This is a genomic window from Stenotrophomonas sp. SMYL89 (assembly GCF_036319985.1).
Taxonomy (GTDB): Bacteria; Pseudomonadota; Gammaproteobacteria; order Xanthomonadales; family Xanthomonadaceae; genus Stenotrophomonas; species Stenotrophomonas maltophilia_Q.
The window spans coordinates 1-16,251 of sequence record NZ_JAWIRW010000017.1 but is presented as its reverse complement, the minus strand read 5'-3'; the positions used below and the strand labels follow the sequence as shown (position 1 = coordinate 16,251).

The following is a 16,251-nucleotide window of genomic DNA, read 5'->3' as shown; positions in this document are numbered from 1 at the left end:
CATGCTTCCTGCAGGCGTGCCAGCCTAGGTGCAGCCGACTGCGCCGACATTGATCTGGATCAACGGTGGTGCCGCCTCGCTGCGGCACACTGCCGGCACGCTTTGGGTACCCCGATGAACGCAACACCGCCGCCTGTTCTCCCCGTCGCCTCGCCTGGGTTGTGTACCGAGCAGGAGGTGACCCGCCTGGTCCACGACTTCTACGCGCGCGTGCGCGAGGAAGAGCGCCTCGGGCCGGTGTTCGAGGCGCATGTGCACGACTGGCCAGAGCACCTGGCACAGCTGGTCGACTTCTGGTCGGCGATGCTGCGCGGTACCCGCCGCTTCAAGGGCTCGCCGATGTCCAAGCACATGGCCATCGAGCTGGACAAGGACCTGTTCGACCGCTGGCTGGTGCTGTTCCGGATCACCACGGCCGAATGCGACAACCCGGCGATGCAGGAACTGGCCAACGACGTGGCCGCACGCATCGGCGATACCTTCTGGAAGCGCTACCAGATGCTGCGCTGGCCCCAGGTCGGGCTGCCGGTGCTGGGGATCGCCGCCAAGGATTGATCTGGGTCAAGGCGGCAGCGGCCGTCCGGCGCGATGCTGGTGGCATGGACACGTTCTCTCCCGCCGCCGGTGGCCTGGCTTGGACCTTCGACCCCGACCTTCTGCGCCGGCATGACCGGCCGGGGCCACGCTACACCTCGTATCCGACCGCGCCGCACTTCCACGATGGCTTCGATGCACCGGCGCTGCGCCAGGCGATTGCCGACAGCAACAAGCTGGCACGCGCGCTGTCGCTGTACGTGCATGTGCCGTTCTGTTCCAGCCCGTGCTTCTACTGTGGCTGCAACCGGGTGATCACCCGCGATCGCGGTCGTGGCCACAGCTATGTTTCGCGCCTGCTGGCCGAGGCCGATCTGCTGGCACCACAGTTCGATGACGGTCGCGAGGTCATCCAGCTGCATCTCGGCGGCGGTACGCCGAATTTCCTGGATGCCGAGGCGATGACCACGCTGGTGGAAGGCCTGCGCCGTCGCTTTGACTTCAGCGATTCGCCGCAGCGCGATTTTTCGATCGAGCTCGATCCGCGCTTCATCGATGCCCGCGACGTGGGGATGCTGGCGCGGCTGGGGTTCAACCGGGCCAGCCTGGGCGTGCAGGATTTCGACCCGTTGGTGCAGGAATCGATCAACCGCGTGCAGGGCGTGCAGCAGACCCTGGACATCCTCCGTGCGTGCCGCGACAGCGGCATGCGTTCGGTAAACGTCGACCTGATCTACGGCCTGCCCGGGCAGAGCCTGGAGGGATTCGGGCGAACCCTGGACGGGGTACTGGCGCTGCGCCCCGACCGCCTGGCGGTCTATGGCTACGCGCACCTGCCGCATCTGTTCCGCGCGCAGAAGCAGATCGACGAAAGCCGGTTGCCCTCTCCAGAAGACAAGCTGGCGCTGCTGGGGCTGGCGGTGGAGAAGCTCTCCGCGGCCGGCTACCAGTACATCGGCATGGATCATTTCGCATTGCCGGAGGAGGATCTTTCACGCGCGCAGCGTGCCGGCCAGCTGCATCGCAACTTCATGGGCTACACCACCCACGCCGATACCGATTTGCTCGGCCTGGGCGTCAGTGCGATCAGCCATATCGGTGCCACCTACAGCCAGAATCCACGTGACCTGCCGTCGTGGGAGGACGCGGTGGACCAGGGACAGTTGCCGGTCTGGCGCGGTGTCGCGCTGAGTGCCGACGACCAGCTGCGCGCGGAGCTGATCCAGCAGCTGATGTGCCAGGGCGAGGTGGATGGTGCAGTGCTGGGGCAGCGCCACGGCGTGGATTTCCAGCAGTACTTTGCCGAAGACCTGCGTGCGGTGCAGCGGCTGCAACAGGACGGCCTGGCCGAGTACCGGGAGGGGGTCGTGCGCGCCAGCGAGCCGGGGCGACCACTGCTGCGGTTGCTGGCGATGTGCTTTGACCCCTACCTGCGCGCCGCACACGAGCAACCACGCTACTCGCGTGCGATCTGATCGCTCAGGGCTTTTTGCCGACGCCGCGTTCTGGATGACGGGCGGCCATGCCACCACTGGCGGTGGTGCGCCACCTGCCGCTCAGGTCACGTGTGCTGGTGGAGCGCGCACCGTTGCTGTACTGCGTGATGACCCTGCCGCTCAGGTCGGTGCTGGTGTCGGACTAGCTGCCGTCGCTGTAGGTGCTGCGATTGCGGCCACTGAGGTCAGAGGTGGTGGGCGAGCGGCTGCCGTCACTGTGCTCGGCGATCACGCGCTTGGACAGATCGCGCGTGATGCGGCTGGAAGACCCATCGCTGTAGCGGATGTCCACGCTTCCGTCGCGATTGTGGCGGCTGTCGGAGTAGGACTGCGCCAGCGCCGGAAGGCTGATCACGCACAGCAGGGGGAGTATCAGGACAGACAGCTTCATGTGCGGGTTCCTTGTGCAATGCCCCGAAGGGCGGACGCCATCCTGCGCTGCGATGTTGGTGCCCGGAGCCGGAATCGAACCGGCATGGGGTCGCCCCCGGCGGATTTTAAGTCCGATGCGTCTACCAGTTTCGCCATCCGGGCCTGCAGCGCGGCGCCGATTGTAGCCCACCTGCAGCGCGACGACCGGATCGCGTCGCGGCGGTGACGTGCTTAACTGTTATCCCTGTTCATGTCATAGTCCCAGCCATCGTTCCCAGGGGGGGAGCCACCCGATGTCGCTGCACGCGATTGCCTATGCCAGTGAGGCCCGCGCCGATCTGCGGACAACCGATCTTGATCGCCTGCTGGCCGATGCCACGGCCTTCAATCGTGTAGCCGGCGTCACCGGTGTGCTGATGTTCGACGGCAGCCGCTTCCTGCAGTATCTGGAAGGCCCCGAAGATGGCATCGATTCGGTGTTCCAGCGCATCGCCAATGCACGCAGCCATGCGCAGATGAGGGTGTTGTGCCGCGCGCCGGTACTGCAGCGTGCGTTCCCGCGCTGGTCGATGGGCACGCGGCGGATCGATGCGGACCTGCTGACCCAGATCGTTGACGCGCCGTGGCCGGGTTTCCTGCTGGGTAGTGGAGGTTTCGAGCGCCTGCTGCAGGCCTGGACCGGTGCCGATGGCGAGCTGGAACCCGCTGCGGTCGCGCTGGGCTCTTGAGCCCGCCTTGGCGGCGGGGTACCGGGGCCGTTAGGCTGTAGCCTTCCTCGTGCGGGTTTTCCGGAGTGGTACAGCGAATGAGTGGGTTGGCCGAAGCCATGGCAGCACGCATCAGGTTTCACCCGGTGCACGGGATGTGCCGATGAGCGTGCCCGTTGCCGCGGCGGTGACGCCGCGTTTCGCTGTGATCGGCCTGGGTTACGTCGGCCTGCCGTTGGCGGTGGCGTTTGGCCGGCACTGGCCGACACTGGGCTTTGACATCGATGCCGGCCGCATCGCCGAGCTGCGCGGTGGCCGCGATCACACGCTGGAGATGGAGGCTGACGAGCTGGCCGAAGGCACGCATCTGCAGTACGGCAGCGATCCTTCGCTGCTCGATGCCTGCAACGTCTATATCGTCACCGTGCCTACCCCGATCGACGCCTACGAGCAGCCCGACCTGGAGCCATTGCGTTCGGCCAGCCGCCTGATCGCCAGCCATCTGCGCACGGGCGATCTGGTGATCTACGAATCCACGGTGTATCCCGGCACCACCGAAGAGGTCTGCGTGCCGCTGCTCGAGCAGGGCTCGGGCCTGCGCTTCAACGAGGATTTCTACTGCGGCTACAGCCCGGAGCGGGTCAGCCCTGGCGATCGCCAGCGGCGCCTGGCCGACATCCGCAAGATCACCTCCGGCTCGACGCCCGAGGTCGCGGCGGTGATTGATGGCCTGTACCAGCGCATCATCGACGCCGGGACCTTCCCGGCGCCGTCGATGCGCGTGGCCGAAGCAGCGAAGGTGGTCGAGAACATCCAGCGCGACGTCAACATCGCGCTGGTCAACGAGCTGGCGCTGATCTTCGACCGGCTCGGCATCGATACCCAGGACGTGCTCGATGCGGCGGGCAGCAAGTGGAACTTCCTGCCATTCCGGCCCGGCCTGGTGGGGGGGCATTGCATCGGCGTGGATCCGTATTATCTGCTGCACAAATCCGAAAGCGTGGGCTACCACCCGGACCTGATCCACACCGCACGCCAGGTCAACAACCGCGTCGGCGAGCACGTCGCCGCGCGGGTGCTGGCCATGCTGGCCGAGCGTGGCCGCGCACCCGCGCAGTCGCGTGTCCTGGTGCTGGGCGTGACCTTCAAGGAGGACTGCCCGGACCTGCGCAACAGTCGCGCGCTGGAACTGGCCCAGCGACTGCGCGATGCTGGTGCCGAGGTGGAAGTCAGCGACCCGTGGGTGGGCCCGGCGGCGCTGGCCGAGGCCGGCGTGCAGTGGCTGGCCGAGCCGGTTCCAGGCGGCTATGACGCGGTGGTGCTGGCGGTGGCCCATGCCCGCTTCAAGGCCATGGATGAAGCGGCCATCCGGGGCCTGCTTGCACCGGGTGGGCTGGTCTACGACGTGAAATCGGCCTGGCCGCGCAACGTGGTTGACGGTCGCCTGTAAGCCTGGGCGGCGGGCAGCGCGGTAGACTCGGGAGCAGTTGCAACCGAGGAAAGCCATGCACCGGTATATCGTCTACCTGCTCGCCATCCTGATGTTCCCGATATGCCTGTGGCTGGCCACGATATGGCCGGCCTGGTATTGGGGCGTCGGCCTGACTGCCGCGATGGTGGCATTGGGGACCTGGGATCTGCTGCAGAAGCGCAGCACGCTGCGCCGCAACTATCCGGTGTTGGCGCATTTCCGCTACGGGCTCGAATCGATCGGACCGGAAATCCGCCAGTACTTCGTGCAGAGCGACCTGGAGGACGTGCCGTTCTCGCGCCAGCAGCGCGCGCTGATCTACCAGCGCTCCAAGAACGAGATGGACACGGTACCGTTCGGCACCCTGCGCAGCACCTATGCGGTGGACTACGAGTGGATCAACCATTCACTGGCACCGACTGCCATCGCCAAGCATGACTTCCGCGTGCTGATCGGTCCGAACTGTGCCAAGCCCTATTCGGCCAGCGTGTTCAACATCTCGGCGATGAGCTTCGGTTCACTGTCGGCGAATGCGATCCGCGCACTGAACGAAGGCGCGCGGCGCGGTGGTTTCTACCACGACACCGGCGAAGGCTCGATCTCGCCCTACCACCGCGAGATGGGCGGTGACCTGGTGTGGGAAATCGGCTCGGGCTACTTCGGTTGCCGCGACGAGAAGGGCGGTTTCAGCGAGGAACGCTTCGTTGCCAATGCCACCCATGACCAGGTCAAGATGATCGAGATCAAGCTGTCGCAGGGTGCCAAGCCAGGCCATGGCGGCGTGCTGCCAGCGCCGAAGGTGACCGCCGAGATTTCGGTGACGCGCGGTGTGCCGATGGGCGTGGACTGTGTGTCGCCGTCGCGTCATTCTGCGTTCTCCACGCCGGTGGAGCTGTTGCAGTTCGTCGCCCGCCTGCGCGAGCTGTCCGGTGGCAAGCCGGTTGGTTTCAAGCTGGCCATCGGCCACCCGTGGGAGTGGTTCGGCATCGCCAAGGCGATGCAGGAAACCGGGCTGCTGCCGGACTTCATCGTGGTGGACGGCGCCGAAGGCGGCACCGGCGCGGCACCGGCCGAGTTCGTCGACCATGTCGGCGTGCCGATGCACGAGGCGCTGCTGCTGGTACACAACACCCTGGTCGGCCTCGACCTGCGCGAGCGCATCCGCATCGGTGCGGCCGGCAAGATCACCAGTGCGTTCGACATCGCGCGCACCATCGCGCTGGGCGCCGACTGGTGCAATGCCGGCCGGGGCTTCATGTTCGCGCTGGGCTGCATCCAGTCGCTGAGCTGCCATACCGACAAGTGCCCCACCGGCATCGCCACCCAGGACCCGGCGCGCTGGAAGCATCTGGATGCAACGGACAAGGCCACCCGCGTGTACAGCTACCACGAGCATACGCTGCATGCCTTGAAGGAACTGTTGTGTGCCGCGGGCCTGAATGATCCGGCTGAACTCGGGCCGGAACACATCCTGCGCCGTGTTTCGCCGGTGGAGATCCGTTCGCTGGCCTCGCTGTACCGTTACCTGGAACCGGGCGAGCTGCTGCACAAGGTGCCGGACCACGCCGTGTTCCATGCGTTCTGGGCCGATGCGCGCAGCGATTCCTTCCAGCCGCCGCCGAAGATCCAGGCGCTGCGCGCCAGCAAGTCGCGATGACGTGATGTTGTAGAGCCGAGCCCATGCTCGGCTGCTTCTCGATCACGCATCGCGATGTTGCAACGAAGAACAGCCGAGCATGGCCTCGGCTCCACAAGGAGATGTCATGCAGTTCAGGACCGGCACCATGGATGACGTGGCCATGTTGTGGGCGCTGCGCACGCGGTGCGTGCGGGAGACCTGCAGCAGTCATTACCCGCCTGAGGTCATTGCGCCCTGGTCTGCCTCGCCGCCACCGTCGCAGTACGCGCGGCTGTTGTCGCAGGGTGGCTGCGTGGTGGCCGAGGACGAGCAGGGCGGTCTGCTCGGCTTTGGCGTGTTCGATGTCGATGCCAATGAAGTCGATGCGTTGTTCGTTGATCCCGATCGTGGCGGCCAGGGCATCGGCCAGGCGCTGATGCAGCGGTTGCTGGCAATGGCCGATCGTGAGCGTGAGGTGGTGCTGTCGGCCTCGCTCAATGCCGTGCCGTTCTATCAGCGGCAGGGGTTCATCAGCGTGAGCGAAAAGGCCTACCCACATCCCAGCGGCGTGGCGCTGGCGTCGGTGAGCATGCGCCGGCCGTGGTGAGTGCCCGTTTTCTGCGTTCTGTAGAGCCGAGCCCACGCTCGGCTGCTTTTGATTCAAGCCGAGCGTGGGCTCGGCTCTACAGGTAGCGCAGTCGAGCATGGCTCGACGCTACAAGGCAGGCGTCACCGCTCCGCCAGCCACCCGATCACGCCTTCAGCAGCACGCAGGCCACTGGCGTAGCACGCGGTCAACAGGTAGCCGCCGGTGGGGGCTTCCCAGTCCAGCATCTCGCCGGCGCAGAACACGCCGGGCACTGCCCGCAGCATCAGGCCGTCATCCATCGCATCCAGGCGCACGCCACCGGCGGTGCTGATCACTTCGGCCATCGGCCTTGGCCGCAGCAGGCGCAGCGGCAGGTGCTTGAGCGTGGCAGCCACGGCCGGTAGATCGTTGCCGGCCTCCTTGCCAAGACTCTCGAACACCAGTGCGGCCTTCACCGCATCCAGGCCCGCCTGGCGGCGCAGGTGTTCGCCGAAGCTGCGGCCCTTGCGCGGACGCGACAGGTCGGCCAGCAGGCGCGCTTCGTCGCGGCCGGGCACCAGGTCCAGCCACAGCATGGCGTGGCCATCGCGGTTGATGGTCTCGCGCAGGTCCGCTGCCAGCGCATAGACCAGGCTGCCTTCGATGCCGTACTCGCTGACCACGCATTCGCCCTGCAGCGACTGTGGCTGTCCGGCCAGGTCGATCCAGTGTGCAACTACCGGCTTCAACGGTGCACCGGCATTGCGCTGGGCGAAGAACGGGGTCCAGTCCACGTCGAAGCCGCAGTTGGCTGACTGCAGTGGCGCGATGTCCACGCCACACGCCTGCAGTGGCGCAACCCAGGCGCCGTCGCTGCCCAGCTGCGGCCAACTGCCGCCGCCCATCGCCAGTACCGTGGCATCGGGGTGCACATCGATTTCCCCCGCCTCGGTGGCAAAGCGCAGGGCGCCGTCGTCGCTCCAGCCGATCCAACGGTGGTTGGCATGCAGGCGCACACCCTGATCCTTCAACCGGCGCACCCAGCCGCGCAGCAGCGGCGCTGCCTTGCGGTCGACCGGGAACACCCGGCCAGAGCTGCCCACGTAGGTCTCCACGCCGAAGCCGGCGGCCCAGTCGCGCAATGCCTGCGCGTCGAAGCCATCCAGCCAGCTGCCGACCACGGCGGCCTGCTCGCGGTAGCGGCTGTCGAACAACGGCCGCGGATCGGAATGGGTGAGGTTGAGCCCGCCCTTGCCGGCGATCAGGAACTTGCGGCCGGGTGACCCCTTGGCCTCGTACAGGTCGACCTCCAGCCCAGCGGTGCGCAGGCGCTCGGCGGCGAACAGGCCGGCCGGGCCGCCGCCGATGACGGCGACCCGCTGGGGCAGTGCGGTATTACGGTTTGACATCGAGCAGCTCGACGTCGAACACCAGCGACGAGCCGGCCGGGATCGGGCCGACGCGGCGGTCGCCGTAGCCGTAGTCCGGCGGGATCATCAGGGTGCGCTTGCCGCCTACCTTCATGCCGGCCACGCCCTCATCCCAGCCGCGGATGACCTGACCTGCGCCCAGCGCGAACGTGAACGGTTCGCCACGGCTGACCGAGCTGTCGAAGGTCTTGCCGTGCTTGGTTTCGGTGCGGTTGTCGTAGATCCAGCCGGTGTAGTGCACGGTCACCTTGCTGCCGGAGACGGCTTCGGCGCCGGTGCCGGGCACAGTATCGATGCGCTCGAAGGTGGTCAGAGTGCCCCCGGGCGGCGGGCCGGACGGTTCGGTCGTGCAGCCAGCGGCGGCGAGGGACAGCAGCAGGGGAAGCAGCAGGCGGCGCATCAGGCGTCTCCGGAAGGGCGCAGGGCGAGGGCGGCAAGGGTAGCGCATCGGCGCCGGGTATCATGGGTACATGGCAAAACTCCTGCTCAATCTGCGCAATGTCGGTGACGACGAATATGCCGATGTCTGCACGCTGCTCGACCAGCACGGCATCGCCTGGTATCGCACCGAACCCAGCCCGTGGGGCATTTCCAATGGCGGCCTGTGGCTGCGCGAGGACGCTGATCATCCGCGCGCGAAGGCGCTGATGGCCGAGTACCAGGCCGAGCGCGGTCCTCGTATCCGCGCTGAGCGTGAGCAGGCATTGCGTGATGGCACCGCCGAGACCTTCGGCAGCCTGTTCCGGCGACGGCCGGTCTATGTGGTGCTGGTGCTGCTGGGGATGGTGGGTGCAGCGGCGCTGGTGCTGCTGCCGTTCGTGCTGTTGCGGGGGTAAGGGGTTTCGGCCGGGTTGCACCCGGCACCCGCAGACGCAACCGCAACGTCAAAAGCTGGTTTCCGTGGGATGGCGTGGGGGGGGGGGGGCGGCGCGGCGCGCGCCGCGCCGCCCCCCCCCCCCGCCCGCCGCGGCGCCCCCCCCCCCCCCCCCCCCCCCCCCCCCCCCCCCCCCCCCCCCCCCCCCCCACGCCTCTGACAGTTCCCCGCGGCTGTTGGTAGGTGTCGACCTTGGTCGACACAGCAGATCCACGCCATGCGTGGATGAACGTGAAAATCTGACCCTTTGGCTGTCTGGCGCTAAAATGGCGGGATGATCGCCAATACCGCTGCCTACCATTTCGCCGTCATCGACGCCCCCCAGGCCCTGTGCGACCAGCTGCTGGCGCGTGCCGAGGCGGCGGAGCTGCGCGGCACGATCCTGGTGGCGGGCGAGGGGTTGAACCTGTTCCTGGCCGGCGCGCCGCAGGCCATCGAGGGCTTCTATGCGGCGCTGCATGCCGATGCGCGTTTCGCCGACATGCGGGTCAAGACCAGCCTGAGCGAGCACCAGCCGTTCGCGCGGCTGAAGGCCAAGGTGAAGGACGAGATCATCAGCTTCCGCCGCGATGATGGCCAGCCGCTGGACTATCCGCGTGCGCCGGCGGTCGATCCGGCCACGGTGCAGCGGTGGCTGCGCCAGGGGCATGACGACGCCGGCAAGCCGGTGGTGATGCTCGACACGCGCAATCTGCAGGAGGTGGAGTACGGCACCTTCAAGGACGCGCTGGTGCTGCCCATCCACAAGTTCACCGACCTGCCCGGGGCGCTGGCGCCGCACCGCGAGGCGCTGAAGGACAGCACCGTGGTCAGTTTCTGCACCGGTGGCATCCGCTGCGAGAAGGCCGCGCTGTGGATGGTCAACGACGGCATGGACAATGTGCTGCAGCTCGACGGCGGCATCCTCGGTTACTTCGAGGCAGTGGGCGGCGAAGGCTACGAGGGGCGTTGCTTCGTGTTCGATGAGCGCGTGGCGCTGGATGCAGAATTGAAGCCGATGGTCGATCAGCCGCTGCCGGAGCCGCGCCCGAGCGCGTTCTGACCGTGCTTCCGTAGAGCCGAGCCCATGCTCGGCTGCTGTTGGTCGACGAATGGCAGCCGAGCACGGGCTCGGCTCTACACGATCCGGCGGGCGATGAACCGGCCACACGGGAATCAGCATCCCGCCACCGTCACTGGCCGTTGCGCACGGCCGACCCCATGCATGGGGAATCCTGTGACGGAAAACCGCCTGATGATCCCGTTGTCGATCCTTGACCTGGCCCCGGTCTGCGAGGGCAGTGACACCACCGCCGCCTTCGCCAACATGCTGGAACTGGCCCAGCACGCCGATGCACTGGGCTATCGCCGCTACTGGCTGGCCGAACACCACAACATGCCCGGCATCGCCAGTGCGGCCACCGCCGTGCTGATCGGCCATGTGGCCGGGGGCACGAAGCGCATCCGCGTCGGTGCCGGCGGCATCATGCTGCCCAACCATGCGCCGCTGCAGGTGGCCGAGCAGTTCGGCACGCTGGCCTCGCTGTATCCGGACCGCATCGACCTCGGCCTGGGTCGCGCACCCGGCACCGATCAGCCGACCGCGCGTGCACTGCGCCGCTACTTCGACAGCGCCGATCAGTTCCCGCAGGACGTTCGCGAACTGCTGCACTACTTCGAACCGGTAGAGCCCGGGCAGGCAGTGCAGGCGGTTCCGGGTGGGGGGCTGCGGGTGCCGACCTGGATCCTCGGTTCGAGCCTGTTCGGCGCGCGCATGGCCGCCTCGATGGGCCTGCCGTACGCGTTCGCCTCGCACTTCGCGCCCGACGTGATGGACGAAGCGCTGGCGGTGTACCGCCGCGAGTTCCGCCCCTCGGCCACGCTGAAACAGCCGCACGCGATGCTGGCCTTGAACGTTGTCGCCAGCGACAGCGAAGCCGAATCGCGGCGTTTGTTCACCAGCCAGCAGCAGAGTTTCGTCAACCTTCGCCGCGGCCGTCCTGGCAAGATTCCGGCACCGATCGACGACATCGAGTCCTTCTGGGAACCGCATGAAAAGCTGGGCGTGGAGCGGGCATTGGCCTGCACCGTACTGGGTGATCCGCAGCAGGTGGCCGAGGGCATCGCCGCCTTCGTCGAACGGCACAAGCCCGACGAACTGATGCTCACCGCCAATCTGTACGACCACCGCGCTCGCCTGCGTTCGTTCGAACTGGCGATGCACGCCTGGCATGCCCGCCACGCGGGCTGAACAATTGCGTCACGGCCTGTTGCGGCCGAACCGCGTCTGATGGGGCCTCCTACTTCTGGAGTCCCCACCATGGCCGAGACCCGCGCCGAACACATTGCCCAGCTGGCCGAACTGATCAAGGACGTGGAGGTGGCGATGTTCACCACCACCGGCGTCGACGGGCGACTCTACAGCCGGCCGCTGGCCACCCAGCAGGTCGCCTTCGACGGTGACCTTTGGTTCGTGATCACCGGCGACAGCCCGAAGGTGGCCGAGATCGCGCTCGATCCGCGGGTCAACGTGGCCTACGCCTCTCCATCGAAGAACACCTACGTGTCGGTGGCGGGGCGCGCGCGCGTGGTCGACGATCGCGCGAAGATCGAGGAGCTGTGGTCACCGGCGATGAAGCTGTTCTTCCCCGGTGGCAAGGATGACCCCAACCTGCGCCTGATCCATGTGCGCGCCGACAGTGCTGAATACTGGGATGGTCCGGGCACGCTGCTGGGCAAGGCGCTGACCTTCGTGCTGTCGGCGGTGCAGGACGAGCCGGCGGCGTTGGCCGACAACGGTTTCATTGATCTGCGCTGAGGGCACGCCCCATCCACGCATGGTGTGGATCTACTGAATCCAGATACCCGCATCCCCCCGGTAGATCCACGCCATGCGTGGATGGGGTGTGCCCGGTGAATTCCGGCTTTCAGAACCAGCGCTGGAACAGATCGACGGTATAACCCACCAGCTGCCCCGAACTGAAGCCGAAGAAGGCGATCGCCGCCAGCGCCGCGATCCAGTTGAACAGCATCAGCGCACCATCGCGTTCCAGCAGCGCCAGCGAGAACAGCAGCAACTGGAAGCCGAACAGGAAGTTGGTGAAGGGAATCGGCAGCGACAGCAGGATGCCCAGCAGCACCAGCAGCAGGCCGGTGAAGGCATGCGCCGGCAGCGGTGTCAGCAGCTGGGGCAGTCGCGGCTTCAGCATCTTGTCCAGGCGCCGCAGCGGGCGATCGATACGGTCGAGGAAGCGGTGCATGGTGCCGCGCTTCGGCCCGCGCCGGGCAATGAAACCGGGCAACCAGGGGCGGCGCAGGCAGCACAGCATCTGCAGCCCGATCAGGACCACCAGTGGACCGCTGACCGCGCCGCCCATGCCCGGAATCGGAATGAACGAGGGCAGGATCGCTACGAACAGGAATACGCCGAACGCGCTCTGCTGCAGGTTGCACAGGATCTGGCCAAGCGGCATGTGTTCGGCCGGATCACCGGAGGCGAACATCTCCAGCAGGGTGCGGATGCCCTCGTTGCGGTAGGCCGGGCGCTCGATGCCCGGACCCTGGCCGGCCTCAGGCGGTGAGCTCATCGGCCTGCTCGTCGGACAGCGTGCGCAGCAGCAGCTTATCCACCCGCGCACCATCCAGGTCGACCACCTCGAAGCGCCAGCCGGCCCAGTCGAAGTACTCGCCCGCGTGCGGAATGCGGCCGAAGTAGTGGATGCACATGCCGGCCAGCGTGTAGTAGTCGCCATCCTCGGCATCGGGCAGGTCGTTGCTGCCGATCAGTTCACGCACGTCTTCGATCGGCAGCGAGCCGTCGACCAGCAGCGAGCCGTCCTCGCGGGTCACCACCAGCGCATCCTCGTCGGCGTTCTCCACCGCCTGCAGGCGGCCGACCACCGCGCCCATCAGGTCGCTGATGGTCACCAGGCCCTGGATCTCGCCGTACTCGTCCACCACCAGTGCCATCGACTGCTGTTCCTCGCGGAAGATTTCCAGCAGCTTCATCGCATGGGTCGATTCGGAGACGTACAGGGGCTCGCGCAGGGTCTGGAACAGCGCGTTGTCGCCGCGCGCCATGCGCGTGGCCAGCGATTTCAGCTCCAGCACGCCGACCACGTCCATGTCGTTGTCGCGGTACACCGGGTACCGCGAGAACTCGTGCTCGGCCATGATTTCCAGGTTGCGTTCCAGCCCGGCCTGGGTATCCAGCCACGCAATGCGGTTGCGCGGGGTCATCAGGCTGTCGGCGGTGCGGTCGCCCAGGCGCATGACGCGGTTCATCATGTCGCGCTCGTGGGCATCGATCACGCCCGCCTCGTGGCTCTCGGCCACCAGCATGCGGATCTCTTCTTCGGTCACCGAGGCGACTTCATCCTTGCCCAGGCCGAACAGTCGCAGGACCAGCTGGGTGGTCTTGGACAGCAGCCAGACGAAGGGCAGGGCCAGCTTGGCCAGCCAGCTCATCGGCATCGCCACCAGGCCGGCAATGGCCTCCGAACGGGTCAGTGCCAGGCGCTTGGGTACCAGTTCGCCGAAGATCAGCGTGATGAAGGTGATCAGGCTGACCGCCAGCGCCGTGCCGATGTTGCCGGCGTAGGCGAAGCCCGGCATCAGGCCCTGGATCCAGCCGGCGAAGGCCTCGCCCAGTGCTTCACCACCGAGGTAGCCGGTCAGCACGCCGATCACGGTGATGCCGATCTGCACGGTGGACAGGAAGCTCTCCGGCTTCTCCGACAGCTCCAGCGCCTTGGCGGCGCGCTTGGAGGTGGCGGCCATCTGCTTCAGGCGGCTCTTGCGCGAGGTCATGACCGACATCTCGGACATGGCGAAGAAGCCGTTCAACAGAACAAGCGCGAAGACAATCAGGATCATTTCAAACACGGGCGTCGTCCCCGGTTGGTGGCAGGGAGGGCGGGTGCTTGCGATGGCGGCAGGCGCTCAGGAATGGGGTCCGGCGCGGCGCTGGGGGATAAGGGTCGTCGTCCATAAGGTGCGCCCGAAGGCGCGCTGGCATCTTAGCAAAGGGGCGTGGCAGGGTGGCAACCGCCTGTTCAGGTTGGGGGTTCAACGCCCTTGAAAGGGGGCGGGGATACCCGAGATGGTCATCTAGCCGTCATAATTCCGTCTGGTGCCGTCCTTCCCGCGACGGCTGACAGGTTTCTCAATGTTCTCTCTGCAGACCATTTTCGGTTCCGGCAAACAGTTCTACACCCTGCTCGATGAGGCCGCCGTCGCGGCGTCCGACGCCGCCAAGGCGCTGCATTCCATGCTGCGCGAGGCCGACCGCCAGCCCGCGCTGGACGCTTTCAAGCTGGCCCGCCTGCGCGAACGCGCGGCCTCGGACAAGATCAGCCAGGCGCTGGTGGACAGCTTCATGACCCCGATCGAGCGCGAAGACATCGAAGCGCTGGGTTCGGCCCTGTACAAGATTCCGAAGCAGATCGAGAAGTTCGCCGATCGCTATTCGCTGGCCACGACCCACCTGGAACACATCGACTTCGCGCCGCGCGCGGCGATGCTGGAACAGGCTGCCGGCGTGGTGGTGGAGATGGTGGCCGACCTGCGCCACATGAACCTGGACCGGATGACCGCGCTGAACGAGAAGCTGCGCTCGCTGGAGAACGAGGCCGACCGCCTGATGCTCGAGCTGTACCGCGACATCTATTCCGGTCGCCTGGACAACCTGCAGATGTTCCTGCTGAAGGAATTCTTCGAGATCCTGGAAAAGGCCATCGACCGTTGCCGCGAGGCCGGCGTGGTGGCGTACCAGATCGTGTTGAAGAACAGCTGACGGACGCCGCCGCATGTTGACCCTTGTCCTGGTGGTGATCCTGGCCGCGCTCGTCTTCGAGTTCATCAACGGCTTCCACGACACCGCCAACTCCATTGCCACCGTGGTGGCGACCAAGGTGCTCTCGCCCGGCTGGGCGGTGATGCTGGCCGCCTTCATGAACCTGATCGGTGCGCTGACCGGTACGGCCGTCGCATTGACGATCGCCTCCGGCCTGCTCAACACCAACGTCGTCGATGTCACCCCGCAGGTGATCCTGTGCGCGCTGCTCGGCGGCATCATCTGGAATCTGATCACCTGGTGGAAGGGCCTGCCGTCCTCGTCCTCGCACGCGCTGATCGGTGGCCTCTGCGGCGCCGGCCTGGCCGCGGCCCATAACAACTGGGACGCGCTGATCTGGTCCGAGCGTCTGGGCAGCTGGGCCCAGAACAAGGGCCTGCTGTGGAAGGTGTTCGTGCCGATGATCACCTCGCCGATCGCCGGTTTCCTGCTCGGCATCGTGGTGATGGTGCTGCTGTGGGGCCTGATCGCCGGCCTGGCCAAGATCGGTGGCGCCATCGGTCGCCTGGCCCGTCCGCGCATCGTCAATGCGTTCTTCGGCAAGGCCCAGATCGCCTCGGCGGCCTACATGGGCTTCGCCCACGGTCACAACGACGCGCAGAAGACCATGGGCATCATCGCCATGACCCTGATCGGTGCCGAAGCCACCGGCGCATTGAACGACCTGCCGTCCTGGCTTGCCTTCATGCACCCGGACGCGCATGCCGGTGACGGCATCGCGATGTGGATCGTGCTGACCTGTGCGGTGGTGATGGCCGCCGGTACCGCCTCGGGCGGCTGGAAGATCATCAAGACCCTGGGCCACAAGATGGTCAAGCTGCACCCGATCCACGGCTTCGCCGCGGAGACCAGCTCGGCCACCATCCTGACCCTGGCCGCCCACTTCGGCATGCCGGTCTCGACCACGCACAGCATCTCCACCGCGATCATGGGCGTCGGCTTCGCCAAGAACCCGCGCTCGCTGAAGTTCGGCGTGATCGAACGCATCGTCTGGGCCTGGATCCTGACCATCCCGGCGGCAGGCGGCTGTGCGTACCTGATCCTGAAGCTGTTCGAGCTGTTCGGCTGGACCTGATCGCCACGCCAAGGTTGCAAACGAAAAAGCCCGCCGATATCCGGCGGGCTTTTTCATGGGCAAAGAATTTTTCCGCACACATCGTGTCGACCAAGGTCGACACCTACCAGAGCAGAAGCAGGGATCCGATCCCGTGCCGACCAACGGTCGGCACCCACCAACAGCAGCAGGAACCTGTCAGCGGCGGGGTGGGGTGGATATGCAGGACCGTTGGCGCCATGGATGGCGCCATCGAGCCCCCATGGACGGGTTTACGGCGTGTCCTGCATATCC

Annotated in this window: 17 protein-coding genes and 1 tRNA gene; 12 read left to right on the top strand and 6 right to left on the bottom strand. The window is 66.5% G+C overall.

The genetic code is table 11. The features are described 5' to 3' along the window. The first annotated feature begins 114 nt into the window (after window positions 1–114). Both V3B41_RS16995 and hemN read left to right on the top strand, forming a co-directional pair. Window positions 115–555 (top strand): group III truncated hemoglobin, encoded by a 441-nt coding sequence (locus V3B41_RS16995; protein WP_049430639.1) that lies wholly within the window; start codon window positions 115–117, stop codon window positions 553–555. Between the two features lie 44 nt (window positions 556–599). After that, complete coding sequence (gene hemN, locus V3B41_RS16990) at window positions 600–2,009, top strand: oxygen-independent coproporphyrinogen III oxidase (RefSeq protein WP_049430659.1); 1,410 nt, start codon at window positions 600–602, stop codon at window positions 2,007–2,009. Window positions 2,010–2,172: 163 nt separating this feature from the next. Here the strand turns inward: hemN and V3B41_RS16985 are convergent, their stop codons facing one another. Next, window positions 2,173–2,421: a hypothetical protein gene (locus V3B41_RS16985; protein WP_049430641.1), complete on the bottom strand. Its 249-nt coding sequence runs from the start codon at window positions 2,419–2,421 to the stop codon at window positions 2,173–2,175. Between the two features lie 56 nt (window positions 2,422–2,477). Continuing rightward, window positions 2,478–2,564: transfer RNA gene (locus tag V3B41_RS16980), tRNA-Leu, on the bottom strand. 131 nt (window positions 2,565–2,695) lie between these two features. Here V3B41_RS16980 and V3B41_RS16975 point away from each other — a divergent pair. The 4 genes from V3B41_RS16975 (at window position 2,696) to V3B41_RS16960 (ending at window position 6,805) form a co-directional block, all read left to right on the top strand. Continuing rightward, window positions 2,696–3,130 carry a BLUF domain-containing protein gene (locus tag V3B41_RS16975; protein WP_049430643.1) on the top strand — a complete coding sequence of 145 codons (435 nt, stop codon included), beginning with the start codon at window positions 2,696–2,698 and terminating at the stop codon, window positions 3,128–3,130. A gap of 142 nt (window positions 3,131–3,272) precedes the next feature. Next, the gene (locus V3B41_RS16970) at window positions 3,273–4,559 is read left to right on the top strand and encodes a nucleotide sugar dehydrogenase (RefSeq protein WP_049430646.1); all 1,287 of its coding nucleotides are present in this window, start codon (window positions 3,273–3,275) and stop codon (window positions 4,557–4,559) included. Window positions 4,560–4,614: 55 nt separating this feature from the next. Then, window positions 4,615–6,237, top strand: a complete 1,623-nt coding sequence (locus V3B41_RS16965; protein WP_049430648.1) for an FMN-binding glutamate synthase family protein — start codon at window positions 4,615–4,617, stop codon at window positions 6,235–6,237. Between the two features lie 106 nt (window positions 6,238–6,343). After that, complete coding sequence (locus tag V3B41_RS16960; protein ID WP_049430650.1) at window positions 6,344–6,805, top strand: GNAT family N-acetyltransferase; 462 nt, start codon at window positions 6,344–6,346, stop codon at window positions 6,803–6,805. 122 nt (window positions 6,806–6,927) lie between these two features. On the opposite strand, the gene V3B41_RS16955 is transcribed toward V3B41_RS16960, so the two are convergent. Together V3B41_RS16955 and V3B41_RS16950 are read right to left on the bottom strand one after the other, a co-directional pair. Further along, window positions 6,928–8,175: a TIGR03862 family flavoprotein gene (locus V3B41_RS16955; RefSeq protein ID WP_197633724.1), complete on the bottom strand. Its 1,248-nt coding sequence runs from the start codon at window positions 8,173–8,175 to the stop codon at window positions 6,928–6,930. After that, a complete protein-coding gene (locus tag V3B41_RS16950; RefSeq protein WP_049430655.1) occupies window positions 8,162–8,596 on the bottom strand; it encodes an FKBP-type peptidyl-prolyl cis-trans isomerase in 435 nt (144 codons plus the stop codon). Before V3B41_RS16950 ends, V3B41_RS16955 begins: the two co-directional genes overlap by 14 nt. Before the next feature lie 70 nt (window positions 8,597–8,666). Between V3B41_RS16950 and V3B41_RS16945 the strand changes: the two genes are divergently transcribed. From V3B41_RS16945 to V3B41_RS16930, 4 genes are all read left to right on the top strand, one after another. Next, window positions 8,667–9,032: a DUF6164 family protein gene (locus V3B41_RS16945; protein ID WP_049430657.1), complete on the top strand. Its 366-nt coding sequence runs from the start codon at window positions 8,667–8,669 to the stop codon at window positions 9,030–9,032. A gap of 312 nt (window positions 9,033–9,344) precedes the next feature. Beyond that, the gene (locus V3B41_RS16940) at window positions 9,345–10,112 is read left to right on the top strand and encodes a sulfurtransferase (RefSeq protein WP_197619680.1); all 768 of its coding nucleotides are present in this window, start codon (window positions 9,345–9,347) and stop codon (window positions 10,110–10,112) included. Window positions 10,113–10,304: 192 nt separating this feature from the next. Beyond that, entirely contained in the window at window positions 10,305–11,300 is a 996-nt protein-coding gene (locus V3B41_RS16935) for an LLM class flavin-dependent oxidoreductase (protein WP_049428961.1), read from the top strand. Between the two features lie 69 nt (window positions 11,301–11,369). Continuing rightward, the gene (locus V3B41_RS16930; protein WP_049428962.1) at window positions 11,370–11,867 is read left to right on the top strand and encodes a pyridoxamine 5'-phosphate oxidase family protein; all 498 of its coding nucleotides are present in this window, start codon (window positions 11,370–11,372) and stop codon (window positions 11,865–11,867) included. Window positions 11,868–11,976: 109 nt separating this feature from the next. On the opposite strand, the gene V3B41_RS16925 is transcribed toward V3B41_RS16930, so the two are convergent. Together V3B41_RS16925 and V3B41_RS16920 are read right to left on the bottom strand one after the other, a co-directional pair. After that, a complete protein-coding gene (locus tag V3B41_RS16925) occupies window positions 11,977–12,636 on the bottom strand; it encodes an exopolysaccharide biosynthesis protein (RefSeq protein ID WP_049428963.1) in 660 nt (219 codons plus the stop codon). Continuing rightward, a complete protein-coding gene (locus V3B41_RS16920) occupies window positions 12,620–13,924 on the bottom strand; it encodes a hemolysin family protein (RefSeq protein ID WP_005408992.1) in 1,305 nt (434 codons plus the stop codon). Before V3B41_RS16920 ends, V3B41_RS16925 begins: the two co-directional genes overlap by 17 nt. A 292-nt stretch (window positions 13,925–14,216) precedes the next feature. Between V3B41_RS16920 and V3B41_RS16915 the strand changes: the two genes are divergently transcribed. Both V3B41_RS16915 and V3B41_RS16910 read left to right on the top strand, forming a co-directional pair. After that, a complete protein-coding gene (locus V3B41_RS16915) occupies window positions 14,217–14,843 on the top strand; it encodes a DUF47 family protein (protein WP_004152833.1) in 627 nt (208 codons plus the stop codon). Window positions 14,844–14,856: 13 nt separating this feature from the next. Beyond that, window positions 14,857–15,978 (top strand): inorganic phosphate transporter, encoded by a 1,122-nt coding sequence (locus tag V3B41_RS16910; protein WP_006431323.1) that lies wholly within the window; start codon window positions 14,857–14,859, stop codon window positions 15,976–15,978. The last annotated feature ends 273 nt before the right edge of the window (window positions 15,979–16,251 follow it).